This window comes from Flavivirga sp. 57AJ16 (assembly GCF_028736925.1).
GTDB lineage: Bacteria > Bacteroidota > Bacteroidia > Flavobacteriales > Flavobacteriaceae > Flavivirga.
This window is the reverse complement of the sequence record NZ_JAQZAT010000003.1, coordinates 156,084-170,581: the sequence shown is the minus strand read 5'-3', so window position 1 is coordinate 170,581 and position 14,498 is coordinate 156,084. Positions and strand designations below refer to the sequence as shown.

Annotated in this window: 10 protein-coding genes and 1 tRNA gene; 8 read left to right on the top strand and 3 right to left on the bottom strand. The window is 36.0% G+C overall.

Annotated features, from left to right (window positions below; genetic code table 11):
* Positions 1 to 17: 17 nt before the first annotated feature.
* Positions 18 to 1,607 carry a peptide chain release factor 3 gene (locus tag PQO00_RS04710; protein WP_274183675.1) on the bottom strand — a complete coding sequence of 530 codons (1,590 nt, stop codon included), beginning with the start codon at positions 1,605 to 1,607 and terminating at the stop codon, positions 18 to 20.
* A gap of 1,095 nt (positions 1,608 to 2,702) precedes the next feature.
* Here PQO00_RS04710 and PQO00_RS04705 point away from each other — a divergent pair.
* The 8 genes from PQO00_RS04705 (at position 2,703) to PQO00_RS04670 (ending at position 12,932) form a co-directional block, all read left to right on the top strand.
* The gene (locus PQO00_RS04705; protein ID WP_274183674.1) at positions 2,703 to 7,571 is read left to right on the top strand and encodes a gliding motility-associated C-terminal domain-containing protein; all 4,869 of its coding nucleotides are present in this window, start codon (positions 2,703 to 2,705) and stop codon (positions 7,569 to 7,571) included.
* A 31-nt stretch (positions 7,572 to 7,602) separates the two neighbouring features.
* Positions 7,603 to 8,535 (top strand): type IX secretion system membrane protein PorP/SprF, encoded by a 933-nt coding sequence (locus tag PQO00_RS04700; RefSeq protein ID WP_274183673.1) that lies wholly within the window; start codon positions 7,603 to 7,605, stop codon positions 8,533 to 8,535.
* Between the two features lie 13 nt (positions 8,536 to 8,548).
* Positions 8,549 to 10,447, top strand: a complete 1,899-nt coding sequence (locus tag PQO00_RS04695) for an OmpA family protein (RefSeq protein ID WP_274183672.1) — start codon at positions 8,549 to 8,551, stop codon at positions 10,445 to 10,447.
* A gap of 149 nt (positions 10,448 to 10,596) precedes the next feature.
* Positions 10,597 to 11,121, top strand: coding sequence for an isopentenyl-diphosphate Delta-isomerase (gene idi, locus PQO00_RS04690; protein WP_274183671.1), 525 nt, complete (start codon positions 10,597 to 10,599; stop codon positions 11,119 to 11,121).
* Entirely contained in the window at positions 11,118 to 11,528 is a 411-nt protein-coding gene (locus PQO00_RS04685) for a 6-carboxytetrahydropterin synthase (RefSeq protein ID WP_274183670.1), read from the top strand. The genes idi and PQO00_RS04685 overlap by 4 nt, the downstream gene beginning before the upstream one ends.
* Entirely contained in the window at positions 11,529 to 12,500 is a 972-nt protein-coding gene (locus tag PQO00_RS04680) for a type I phosphomannose isomerase catalytic subunit (protein WP_274183669.1), read from the top strand.
* 27 nt (positions 12,501 to 12,527) lie between these two features.
* Positions 12,528 to 12,797, top strand: coding sequence for a hypothetical protein (locus PQO00_RS04675; protein ID WP_274183668.1), 270 nt, complete (start codon positions 12,528 to 12,530; stop codon positions 12,795 to 12,797).
* 61 nt (positions 12,798 to 12,858) lie between these two features.
* A tRNA-Thr gene (locus PQO00_RS04670) sits at positions 12,859 to 12,932 on the top strand.
* Positions 12,933 to 13,817: 885 nt separating this feature from the next.
* Here PQO00_RS04670 and PQO00_RS04665 read toward each other — a convergent pair.
* On the bottom strand, positions 13,818 to 14,339 hold the full coding sequence (locus tag PQO00_RS04665; protein ID WP_274183667.1) for a YdcF family protein: 522 nt from the start codon (positions 14,337 to 14,339) through the stop codon (positions 13,818 to 13,820).
* Between the two features lie 2 nt (positions 14,340 to 14,341).
* Complete coding sequence (locus PQO00_RS04660; RefSeq protein WP_274183666.1) at positions 14,342 to 14,488, bottom strand: DUF3703 domain-containing protein; 147 nt, start codon at positions 14,486 to 14,488, stop codon at positions 14,342 to 14,344.
* Positions 14,489 to 14,498: the final 10 nt, after the last annotated feature.

Sequence of the window (14,498 nt, the reverse complement as noted above, 5' to 3'; positions counted from 1 at the left end):
TGAAATACACGTGAGAATTAGTTGAATTCTGAGGTAAAATGAAATGTTATACTAGGATATTTTTGCTGTGTCATCTGTAATGAAAAGGGAGAATCTGCTAAAAATACCAGCTGATTTTGCTTATCTTTCGCAAGAAAACGTTGTTTAACCCTAACAAATTCTTTGTATTCCTCACTTTTAGAATCTTCTGGATCCACCCAACACGCCTTATGCACATTTAAATTTTCGTAAGAACATTTTGCTCCATATTCATGCTCTAGTCTGTACTGAATCACTTCATACTGTAGTGCGCCAACAGTTCCAATTACTTTTCTGCCATTAAGCTCTAGTGTAAATAATTGGGCAACACCTTCATCCATTAACTGGTCTATACCTTTAAAAAGTTGCTTGGATTTTAAAGGGTCTGCATTATTAATGTATCTAAAATGCTCAGGAGAAAAACTAGGAACTCCTTTATAGTTTATAGTTTCACCTTCGGTAAGCGTATCACCAATTTTAAAATTGCCCGTATCATGTAAGCCAACAATGTCACCTGGGTAAGAAATGTCTACAATTTCTTTTTTCTCTGCAAAAAATGCATTCGGGCTAGAAAATTTTAACTTTTTCTTGTTTCTTACATGTAGGTAAGGTGTATTTCTTTTAAATGTACCAGATACAATTTTAATAAAAGCTAAACGATCCCTATGATTAGGATCCATATTAGCATGTATCTTAAAAACAAATCCAGAAAATTTATTTTCATCGGGCTTCACTAAACGCTCTTCACTTTGTTTAGCTCTTGGTTTGGGAGCAATTTCAATAAAACAATCCAATAGCTCTCTAACACCAAAATTATTTAGAGCAGAACCAAAAAATACAGGTTGTAAATCACCATTAAGATAATCCTCTTTCTTAAATTTAGGATATATACCATCAACAAGTTCAATTTCATCCCTTAAAGTTTGAGCGGCCTTGTTACCAATGAGCGTATCTAACTCTAAAGATGTTAAATCTTTAATCTCAATAGTTTCTTCAATATCTTTTCTGCTATCACCACTAAATAAATTAATATTCTTTTCCCAAATATTATAAATACCTTTAAAATCATAACCCATACCAATTGGAAAACTTAAAGGTGTCACTTTTAATCCCAGCTTTTGTTCAATTTCATCTAAAAGATCGAAAGCATCTTTCCCTTCCCTATCCATTTTATTAATGAAAACGATCATTGGAATGTTCCGCATTCTACAAACTTCAACTAATTTTTCAGTTTGCTCTTCTACGCCCTTTGCCACATCAATTACTACAATAACGCTATCAACTGCAGTAAGTGTTCTAAAAGTATCTTCAGCAAAATCTTTGTGTCCAGGTGTATCAAGAATATTAATTTTTATACCATTATATTCAAAAGCCAAAACAGAAGTAGCAACAGAAATACCACGCTGGCGTTCTATTTCCATAAAATCACTGGTAGCACCTTTCTTTATTTTGTTGCTTTTTACAGCACCAGCTTCCTGAATAGCACCACCAAAAAGTAATAACTTTTCGGTTAAAGTAGTCTTACCTGCATCGGGATGTGAAATAATACCAAAGGTACGTCTGCGCTGTATTTCCTCTAAAAAACTCATAACTATTTATACAAATGGGTTGCAAATATAATATATATATAATGAACTCATCTTGGTATTAAAGTTTTTTAAAAACAGTTATGCGATACTATAAACTACTATACTTTAATATGTAGTAAAATAACGAAGGTATTCGGAACCATATGTTTTATCGATTAAGAGTATGTAAAAAATAATGATATGAAATTTTGGGTGATTAGGGCGTATAATTACAGTGCTTGCAGGACTGACTTATTTTCCAACATACATTAGCAGTATATGGGATAAAACGGGTAGTTCATTAAATGGTATTTTCATATAGTTTCTCCAAGATTTTATAACTCATTAGTTGGAGTACGCAAAAAAAACATTGCCCTACACGTCTATTAGTTAAAAATGTTTTTATCAGTATAGCTTAATTTTTAATTAATGAAAAATACTATCAGTATTGCAATTTCTATGAGTCTATCTAATAATTTGTTAGTATTATCTAGACTATGCTACCTTTTATAAAAATGTCAATTGAATTTAAAAGATTGTGAGATAATAAGAAAAGAAGAACAATGAACTTTAATATAGGAAGAAAGATGTTAAAATGACTACAAACTAAAGTTCTTGAGCCCCAAAAAAATAAATATGAAGATAAAACTTGATTTTTTAAAACTATTTATTAATAACTTTTTCTTTAAACTCGCATATGCTATATGTTGGTAAATCAGGTAGTTTTATATGACATATTGGTTGTTGTGAAAGTATTAACCACATGCGTAAGAGAGTAATAGATTACATATAGTAATAAATAGTCAAAAAAAAAATGATTTTGTTTGCAAAAGTGTATAAAAAATATATATTTGCACTTCATCGATTAAAAATGCACTTCATCGATTTTGAATTGCATTTTAATAAATGAAAGAATAATCGCTATTATAACAATGTCTACTAACATACTCTCTAAACATATGGATTTTTCTACTCAACCTCCAAACAAAAGTAAAAGCAACCTTTTAAATTGTCAAACTTTTTATAACACGACTTCTGCTTTTACAGTGTCACTTATTTATCAATAAGATATTAATAAGCAATTAACCTTATTTATTAACTATATACTCTCCAAAAATGAGACCCTACATCTATATTTCATTAAGAAATAAAATAGATTTATTTCTTAAAAGTTTCGAATTAAAAAAAGAACAATTAAAGTACTCACATTTGTTGATATGTGTAAGCTTGCTATTTTCATTTTCTGCAATATCCCAAACTAATATTAGCGGAGTCATAAATGACTATCAAGCGGTTTCAGGTATAACCTTTCCGGGATGTGGCCCATGCAATACTTCAGCAGCATGTTTAAATGCTATTACAGTTGGAGATGTCTCTGCCTTTTCAATTGGAGATAAGGTTTTAATCATTCAAATGAAAGGGGCGACTATAAATACCACAAACACATCGTCAGGAGGTACGATTACAGATATAGGTAATGCTGGTAATTATGAATTTTTTACTATTTCGAATATTATCGGGAATGATATTTATCCAAATGGTCCATTGGTAAATACTTATGATGTACCAGGACTTGTACAATTGGTTAGAGTTCCGAATTTTAGTAATAATGTCAATGTAAATGGAACGGTTTCAGGTATTCCATGGGATCCAGTTTCAGGAACAGGTGGTGTCGTAGCCATTTTTGTAGAAGATACATTAACGCTTAATGCAGATATCGATGCGGGAGAAATGGGTTATAATGGCGTTACGGTTAGTGCGAACGGTTCTTCAGATTCTTGTGCAGCTGATCCAGATACACAAATGGTTTTTCCTTCTACAAATACGGTATCTTCACCTAAAGGACAAGGAATTGTTGTAGATGATCCGAGTGCCAACCGAGGTAGAAGCCCTAGAGCAAACGGCGGCGGCGGTGGCGTTGCTGGAGATTCTGGAGGGGGAGGAGGTTCCAACTATGGGATTGGAGGTATAGGAGGTAAAAGATGGTGTGATACTGATCCAGGAGGTGCAGATGCAGGTGGATTAGGAGGTGTAAGTTTATCTACTTATTTGGCTCAAAGAAGGGTTTTTTTGGGAGGCGCAGGTGGCGCAGGTTATATCACTAATTTAAATCCAGCGATAGCTACCAATGGAGGAGGTATTGTAGTAATACGTGCCAGACACATAGTAGGTAATAACCATACTATTTTTGCGGAAGGCGCAGATTCAGTGGCACCTGGAACAGGTATTGATGGCGGAGGCGGAGGCGGTGCTGGAGGCTCTGTTGCTTTTGATATAGAATCGTATTCTGGTACTGTAAATGTTGATATATCTGGAGGAGATGGTCAGGATTTAGGTACAGATGTATTGCACGGCCCTGGAGGCGGTGGCGGTGGCGGTGTGTTTCTTCACAATTTAGCAGTACCACCAGCGAATATTATTATTGATTTACAAGGAGGCATTGCTGGAGTGCATCAAGCGCCAGAAGATACAAATACTAATGGAGCTCAGGATGGAGCTATGGGAGGTATTATATCCTATTATACTATTGTAGAAACCCAGGATAGAGATGGCGATGGTGTTGAAGATTTCTGTGATTTAGATAGTGATGGTGATGGTATTTTAGATACAGAAGAGGCGGGAGGTTCTGCATTTGATCCAAGTGGCGATGCCGATGGAGATGGTATAGCGAACTATTTGGATAGCAGTGATGCGACACCAGGATTTCCAGCATTTACAGATGCCAATGGAGATGGTGTAAATGATTTATATGATAACGATGGTGATGGTTTCCCGGATTATTTAGATTTAGACAGTGATAATGATGGGATATATGATGTTATTGAAGCGGGAGGTGTTGATGGTGATGGTGATGGATTCATTGGAACAGGTGCATTGGTCGATACGGATAATGATGGTTGGTCAGATATAGCCGATCCAGATAATGGAGGTACACCATTAACATTGATACATTCTGATGCAGATTCAATCCCGGATTTATTGGATGTAGATAGCGATGGAGATGGTTGTTATGACGCCATTGAAGGATCAGGAAGTTTTGTTGCCGGTGATTTAACAAGTAGTAATAATTTAGCAGATGATGACGAAGGTAGTGTAGATAGTAATGGAGTTCCCACAAATATTGGAAGTCCACAAGGAACTAATTCATTTGTAACTACTGCATCTACATTAGGAGGAATAACAACACAGCCGACAGCGAGTACAATTTGCGAAGGAAGTAATGCCACATTTACAGTTGTTGATTCTGGAGATGACCTGGTTTATCAATGGCAAGAAAAAATAGGAGCAGGTGCATGGAACAATTTATCGAATACAGGGATTTATTCTGGAACAGATACGGCGACTTTAACTTTAACAGCTGCTCCCATTGGTCATTCAGGACGAGAATATCGAGTGGTTATTATAAGTACGACAAATGTTTGTAAAGATGTGACTTCGGATGAGGTTGGACTTACAATACAAGCGGCCCCAGAGGCGGGATCTAGCAGCGGAGCCATAACGATCTGTTCTACGGGCAGCGTTACCCAGGCACAGCTAGAGGCTAACTTAACGGGCGAAGATGCAGGTGGCGCATGGACGACATCTGGCGGTGCAGCTGTAAGCTTCCCTATAACAACGGCCGATACCTATACTTATACCGTGACGGGAACTGGCGCATGTTCTGCGGAGACGGACACGGCAACGGTAGTTGTAAACGTTACCCCGGCCCCAGAGGCGGGATCTAGCAGCGGAGCCATAACGATCTGTTCTACGGGCAGCGTTACCCAGGCACAGCTAGAGGCTAACTTAACGGGCGAAGATGCAGGTGGCGCATGGACGACATCTGGCGGTGCAGCTGTAAGCTTCCCTATAACAACGGCCGATACCTATACTTATACCGTGACGGGAACTGGCGCATGTTCTGCGGAGACGGACACGGCAACGGTAGTTGTAATGATTAGTTCAATTGATTCTGATGGTGATGGTGTTATTGATTGTGATGAATCTACTCCTCCAAGTGGTGGAACACCAACTGATCCAAATGACTTCTGTAACTATAACCTAGATGATGTTACTGTAACACCAAGTGTCTCATGGAACGCTGTTGATTGTGATGGCGACGGTGTAACCAATGGTACTGAAGTAACTGATGGTACCGATCCATTAGATGGCTGTTCATTTATATTGACAAGTGCAAGTGTTGCGCCAAGTATAGCATGGAATACAAGTGATTGTGATGGAGACGGCGTGACTAACGGAGATGAAGTAACCGATGGTACCGATCCATTAAATAACTGTTCATTCCTGACAGCAAGTATCACTTTACCAGTAAGTGCAACTAATGATTGTGATGGTGATGGTGTAACTAACGATACAGAAGTAACCGATGGCACCGATCCTCAGGATCCATGTTCATTTGTACTGGCAAGTGCGAGCGTAATACCAGATGCGGCATGGAATGCAGCAGATTGTGACGGTGATGGCGTAACTAACGGAGATGAAGTAACCGATGGTACCGATCCGTTGGATGAATGTTCATTTAATACTCCAAGTATCACCTTACCAGTAAGCTCAACTGCAGACTGTGATGGTGACGGCGTACCAAATAATGTAGAAGACATCGATAGCACCGATCCTCAGGATCCATGTTCATTCGTACTAACAAGTGTGAGTATAGCACCAAGTGCAGCTTGGAACACAATAGATTGTGATGGAGACGGTGTAACTAACGCTACAGAAGTAACTGATGGTACTGATCCGTTAGATGACTGTTCATTCAATACAACAAGTATCACTGAAGCTGTGACATCTACAAGTGATTGTGATGGTGACGGTGTACCTAATAATGTAGAAGATACAGATGGCACCGATCCCCACGATCTATGTTCATTTGTATTGGCAAGTGCCAGTGTAGCACCAAGTGCAGCTTGGAACACAGCAGATTGTGATGGCGATGGTGTAACTAACGGAGATGAAGTAACCGATGGTACCGATCCATTAGATGAGTGTTCATTCTTAACAGCAAGTATCACTACAGCCGTAACATCAACTGCAGATTGTGACGGTGATGGTGTGACTAATGATATAGAAGTAACTGATGGTACGGATCCACAGAATCCATGTTCGTTTGTATTGGTAAGTGCCAATGTAGCCCCAAGTGCCACATGGAACGCAGCGGATTGTGACGGCGATGGCGTAACAAACGGCGATGAGTTAAGTCCGCCAGATGGTGAAGTGCCAACTGATTTCCTGGATCCATGTTCATACAGACCGGCAGATATCACCGTAGCAGTAACAGCAACAGCTAATTGTATGGGAGCGCTGGAAGTGACCAAACTTGTAGATGATTCCGATACAGGATTGGGTGATACCATTACGTATACAATCGAGGTTGAAAATACTGGAAATGTTACCATAACCAACATAACATTGGTAGATACCTTCACGGATATAAACGGTAATCCATTGACATTAACAGAAGAACCAGTATTTGATGATGCCGATCTAGGTAGTGTAGAAGGCACCTTATTAGTAGGCGAGATAGCAACCTATACTGCTACTTTTGAAATTAACCAACAAGCAATCAACGCAGGAGGTTTAAGCAATAGTGTCGAAGCATCAGGAATCACGCCAAGTTTTGAAATAATAAGTGATGTAAGTGATGATGGTGATGATGTGGATGGTAATACAGAGGACGACCCTACAGAAACTGAATTAGGCTGTTTAATAGTTATTAACGAATTTTCGCCAAATGGCGACGGTGTTAATGAACTTTTGGTCATTAACTGTATAGAAAATTACCCTAATAATAGATTAGAGATCTATAACCGTTGGGGTAACATAGTCTATAAGAAGCAGAGTTACAATAATGAGTTTGATGGGATATCAAATGGAAGATCTACTATAAATGGTACTGAAATGTTACCGGTAGGTACGTACTACTATGTATTGGACTTAGGAGATGGATCCAAACCAAAAGTAGGCTGGTTATATATAAATAGATAGAATAGAAAACAAATAACTAAAGAAATTAAAAATGATAAAACAATCGTCATTAACAAGAGACTTAATTTTAGTAGTGTTTGCATTACTATTATCTATAGAATTAAGTGCACAACAAGACCCTCAGTATACACAGTACATGTATAATACAATGAGTGTGAATTCAGCCTATGCTGGTCAGCGAGACGTGTTAAGTATAACAGGGCTGTACCGTACTCAATGGGTCGGTATTGATGGTGCTCCAAAAACAATAACTTTTGGAGCCCATTCCCCGTTAAGAAACAAACGTCTTGGATTGGGGTTAAATCTGGGGAGTGATAAATTAGGACCTTCGAGCGAAACCAATGTGGATGTTAACTTTTCATATACCATACCTATAGATGAAATTAGAGGTACAGAACTGTCATTTGGATTAAAAGGAGGCTTTCATTTATTAAATACGGATTGGAGCAAAGGTGTATATCAATATCCCGACAGAGTCTTTAATGATAATCTAAACTTGTTTTCGCCAACCGTTGGCGCTGGTTTATATTTACATTCAGAACAATGGTATTTGGGGCTGTCCGTACCGAACTTTTTTACAACAGAACATTATGATGGTGTACAAGAATCTATAGCCACCGAACGGTTACACTATTTTTTAATAGGAGGTTATGTGTTTGATATGAGTGAAAATATGAAGTTAAAACCAGCTGTTTTAGTAAAAGGTGTATCAGGAGCCCCACTAATAGCAGACCTATCTATAAATGCTTTATTCCATGAAAAACTAACGTTAGGTTTAGGCTATAGATGGGATGATTCCATTAGTGGTTTGGCAGGGTTTCAAATAAGCGAAGGCTTGTTTATAGGATATGCCTATGATTTAACGACCACAAATTTGAATAATTATAATAGTGGTTCTCATGAAATAATGTTAAGATTTGAATTGCAACAAATAGGAAGAATATTATCACCAAGATTCTTCTAAAAAGATAAAGGACATGAAAAAAAGAATATTCATATTAGTGTTATTGACATTACTACTAACTAATGTATCCTTGTCTCAAGGAAGTATAACCAAAAGAGCAAAAAAGACATACGATGACCTGTCCTATGTGCAGACTACAAAGCAATTATTGGCAGCAGTAGAGTCAGGTAATAGATCACCGGAGGTGTTAGAAAGCTTAGCAAACTCCTTTTATTATAATGGCAAGATGAAAGAAGCTTCAAAATGGTATGGTGAATTAATAGGTTTAAAAGTAGAGGGCTTAAATTCGGAAAACTATTTTAGATACTCACAAGCTTTAAAAGGAATAGGCAATTACACCAAAGCCGATGAAGCACTAAAAGAGTTTATAGCCTTAAGACCAGAAGACACCAGGGGCAAACGGTTTAAATCGGATTATTTAAGTGTTATAGATAAGCATTCTGATGATTTTGAGATGAATAACTTAGAAATCAATACACCATTCTCAGATTTTGGTACCTCCATTTATCAGGACCGTTTGGTTTTTGCATCCTCAAGAGGAAAAAGCAAGGAGTTATACAATTGGAACGAACAGCCCTTTTTAGATCTCTATGAGATGAAAACCGATGGTACAACATCGGCAATAAAAGGATCTATAAATACAAGATACCATGAATCATCTACAGCCTTTACCAAAGATGGTGAAACGGTATACTTTACAAGAAACAATTACTACAAAGGAGCGTTTAAGAAGAATTCAAAAAGACTCCACGGACTAAAAATATATAAAGCAACATTAATAGAAGGTGTATGGACAAACATTGAATCCTTGCCCTTTAATAATGATGACTACAATGTAGCGCACCCAGCGCTGAGTGTAGATAATACCAAACTTTATTTTTCATCAGATATGGACGGTGCTTTAGGAGCTTCAGATATTTATGTAGTAGAGATAAAAGAAGATGGTAACTATGGCGAACCAAAAAATTTGGGTCCAAAAATAAATACGGAAGGTAGAGAGAACTTTCCTTATGTAAGTGATAACGGGACGCTGTATTTCTCATCTGATGGTCATCCAGGATTAGGAGGCTTAGATGTATTTGCGTTTAAGGATATTGAAAACATAAGCAGCTCAAATAACAAAGTTATCAATGTAGGAAAACCAATCAATAGTCCAAAAGACGATTTTGAATACATAATAAACGAGGAAACGTTAAAGGGCTATCTGTCATCAAATAGAGAAGGCGGAAAGGGCGATGACGATATTTATAGCTTTACAAGAAACCCGCGTTTGCAGTTTATAGCAGGAACTATACTGGACAGGAATACAAACCAAACCATAACAGATGCAGATGTCGTGATTTATGATAATATAGGTAAAGTTCTTAAAACTTTAAAATCGGATGCAAGTGGTACATTTGATTTGAAATTACCAATGAGTAAGAGCTTGTTTAAAATTCAAGTAACCAAAGATAATTATAAAGAACATATTCAAGATTTTACTATTAATTCAGAAAGAGAAGAAAATATGGAATTAGTCGTAAAACTAAAACCAAGCGAAGTAGATTTATTTAAACTACTAGATTTAGAACCTATCTATTTTGATTATGATAAGTCTAATATAAGGCAAGAAGCCGAAATAGAATTAGCGAAGATTATAAATTACATGAAAGAATATCCAGAAATTAGGGTAGATGTAAGATCACATACAGATTCCAGAGGAACAAAAGCATATAATCTAGTATTGTCCAATAGAAGAAATAAATCTACTATAGACTATCTTATAAAAGTAGGCGGGATAGATGCCAGTAGATTAACGGGAAAAGGATACGGGGAAACCGAGCTTATAAATAAATGTCCGAAAGAAACCAAGTGTAGTGAAGAAGAACATCAAGCTAATAGAAGAAGTGAGTTTATATTGATTGTAGATTAAACATCTGGTATATAAAGAAGTGGCTGTCTAAAAAGTATTACTCATGAATGATACTTTTTAGACAGCTTTTTTATTTTATAGCTAAGCTTTAACTTAAAATTGGTATTAGAATATGTTTTTTAAAATTTACTTGGTATTTTTGCTGTTCTATGGAAGAGGAAAAAGTAATTCTTGTTAATGATAGGGATGAGCAAATCGGATTGATGCCAAAAATGGAGGCCCATGAAAAAGCTTTATTGCATCGTGCATTTTCAGTTTTTATTTTTAATGATAAACATGAGTTAATGCTACAGCAAAGAGCTTTAGGTAAATACCATTCTCCAGGACTTTGGACCAATACTTGTTGCAGTCATCAGCGTGATGGAGAAACTAATATTGAGGCAGGAAAAAGACGTTTAGAAGAAGAAATGGGATTTGTGGTAGACTTAGAGGAATCGATTTCATTTATCTATAAAGCACCATTTGATAATGGGCTAACCGAGCATGAGTACGATTATGTTTTACTAGGAAATTATAATAATGAGCCTATTATTAATCCAGATGAAGTAGCTAGTTGGAAATGGATGTCTTTAGAGGCTATTAAGGCAGATATTTTGTTTCAGCCAGACTTGTATACAGCATGGTTTAAGGTGATTTTTGATAAATTCTACGAACATATAAACATTTCCAAATGAAAGTAACCGTTAGTAGAAAGGCACACTTTAATGCAGCCCATCGCTTGTATCGAAAAGATTGGAGTTTTGAGAAAAATGACCATGTTTTTGGAAAATGTAATAACCCAAACTTCCATGGTCATAATTATGAACTCATTGTTAGTATTACAGGAGAGATTGATGAAGAAACAGGTTATGTTATTGACATGAAAATCTTAAAAGATATTATTAAATCTGAAGTAGAAGATGCTTTCGATCATAAAAATTTAAATGTAGAAGTGGTGGAATTTAAAGATTTGAATCCAACGGCCGAAAATATAGCCGTCGTAATTTATAACAAAGTGAAGTCAAAATTGGCGGCACATTTAGAATTGGAAATCACTCTTTTTGAAACACCTCGTAATTTTGTAACCTATTCAGGAAAATAAATGAACAATACTTTATACCCTATTAAATTTAACCCTATTTTAAAAGATAAAATCTGGGGCGGGCAAAAATTAAAAACCATTCTCAATAAAGAAAGCGACCTACCAAATATTGGTGAAAGCTGGGAAATTAGTGATGTAGAAGGAGATACGTCCATAGTGTCTAATGGCAGTTTGGCTGGACATTCGTTAAAACAACTTTTAGAAACTTTCAAGGGGCATTTGATAGGAGATAAAAACTATAGGATATTTGGAAATAAATTTCCTTTACTTATCAAGTTTATTGATGCTCGAGAAGACTTATCAATACAATTACACCCTAATGATGAGTTAGCGGCCAAAAGACATAATTCTTTTGGAAAAACCGAAATGTGGTATACACTACAAGCCGATGAAGGGGCGAATTTAATTGTTGGGTTTAATCAAGACATGACTCCAGAGAAATATTTAAGTCATCTAGAAAACAAAACACTCACCGAGATTTTAAATTTTGATGAAGTAAAAGTTGGAGACACTTATTTTATTGAAGTTGGTCGTATTCATGCTATAGGAGCAGGAGTGATGGTCGCTGAAATACAACAAACAAGTGACATCACTTACCGTGTTTACGATTGGGACCGTGTAGATGATGCTGGTAACGAAAGGGAACTACATAACGATTTAGCGATTGATGCATTCGATTTTAACATGCCCGATAATTTTAGAGTAGCATATTCTAAAACAGAAAATCAATCTAATGAAATGGTAAGCTGTCCTTATTTTACGACCAGCTATTTAAAGGTTACCGAAACATTAAAAAAGAAAAATGAATATGATTCATTTATAATATATATGTGTGTAGAAGGCGATGCAGAGATTTTGGTTGGTGGTGTTTCTGAGCCTATTAAAAAGGGAGAAACAATATTACTTCCTGCAGCAATTATTGATTATGAAATAGCCGCCAAAAATGCTACACTATTGGAAGTTTATGTTTAATTTTGCAATCATATAAAAATATAGATTATGGCAAATGTTAGAGACCTAAAAAAAGACATTAATTATGTTTTAGGTGATATTATAGAAGCAGTTTACGTATGGGAATACGCAAATACAGACAAAGACACAAAGAAGAGTGAGGCAATTATTGATGAAGCAATTGCCATTTTTGATGAATTGATAGCTAAGGTGAATGCTAAAGATGTAGATAATGCAAAAAAGCATTTTAAGGCTATTAATGCAGAGCTGGAAACTAAAGGCAGAGCCTTAATTGAAAAAATCAATAAATTAGGATAAATTTTTTCACGGACTCCTTGCAAATATTAAATTAGATATTATATTTGCAGCCGTTAAATAAGCCGATGTAGCTCAGCTGGCTAGAGCAGCTGATTTGTAATCAGCAGGTCGTGGGTTCGAGTCCCTCCATCGGCTCTGAAAAAGTGAATAGCGCAAAAGGAAGTTGATTAAATGGTTTTAAAGCATTTTTTGACTTGGGACGAGAAGTTTATCCTGAGCGTAGTCGAAGGGAGTCCCTCCATCGGCTCTTCAAATTCCTGCGAAGGCAGGAATCTCAAAGCAAACTGGACGAAGCAGTTTTAAAGCTGTTTTTAACTTGAGACGAGAAGTAGTTTATCTTGAGCGCTTGAAGAAACTAAAAAAGGCTGTCTGAAAAAGACAGTCTTTTTTTTGGATTAATCCAAAAGTTGCATGAAGTATGAAATTATATATAACAAACCATAATCAAGCGTATAACAGTCACTTTAAGGTATAATCCCTTTTCTAGGTATTTGAGAGAGGGTCGTAATAATAAAGCACCCATAAAAACACCTCTTTTTTCCAATTTTAAGATTAAAATTCATCTCTTCTTAAATTTAAGAGAAGAGCCCTATTGGATCAACATGTAGAATAAAATTTAAAACAATACCGAAAACATGAGACGATCCTGTTCCTCTCTTTTCAAAACTACCGAGAGTACACATCTATAAAAAAGATACGAATGGCACAAATTCACACGAATCCAATACATTATGGAATAGATTGGACACAGCATGAATAAGAATCCCTAGACTATATAGGCTTGAAATCTGTCGATAGACAGAATAATTAGTGAAAATTTGTGCCATTCGTGTCCAATCTTTTTATTGTGCTTTATTTGTGTACACATGGTAGTTTTGAAAAGGGAGGATCATTTCGATCTTGTCGAAATTTAGGAGGGTTAAACCAAGATAGGTTAGCGGAAGGTTATCCTAACTTTTTTGGAGTATTACTAAATTAAATATCAATATTGGATTTTAAATACTATGCTCTTACTTTTTATTAATAATAAAGCCCGTTTTTTAAAATAGAGTTTATGGCCTTTTTTTCGTGCTGTACTAGCGTATTATATACTTCTTGTTCCAAATGGCTTTTCACACCAATAAAATCCATTGTATAACCTTCTAGTATTTCGTTGAAGATTAGTTCCACTCTTTTTAAATGATAGTCAGAAGTAATTATTGTTAATTTAACTTTCCCTAATTTAGATATAATCGGTTTTATTTTTACGGCATCATCAACCGTATTCCCTGATAAAGCAAAATCCAAAAAATCTTCTTCTAAAAGCCCTTTTTTAATTAAAAATTGTTTCGCAATTGATGCGTGTGAATTTTTTGAGGTATTAAAATGTGCTCCCCATCCTCCAGTACAAAGTATAAGATTTCCTTTCTGATAACGATTGGCACAGTAATTCAATCTACTTATTGAAATAGCACTTAATTTGCCAGAAGGTGAATTAGGGCTGCCCAAAATTATTAAAACCTCTTTTTCCATAAATGTTCCATGTGTTATTCCAATATACAAAACTATGAGTATATGGGAATTATGTGCGCACGCTCTAAATGGTTCCACACACTTTTTAAATTTCCGTTTGCACACGCCATTTGATATTCGTTCAATTCAGCATCGTAATAAGGATTCAGTCCTTTTAGAATCGAAGTATAAAATTTCATATTCGTGTTA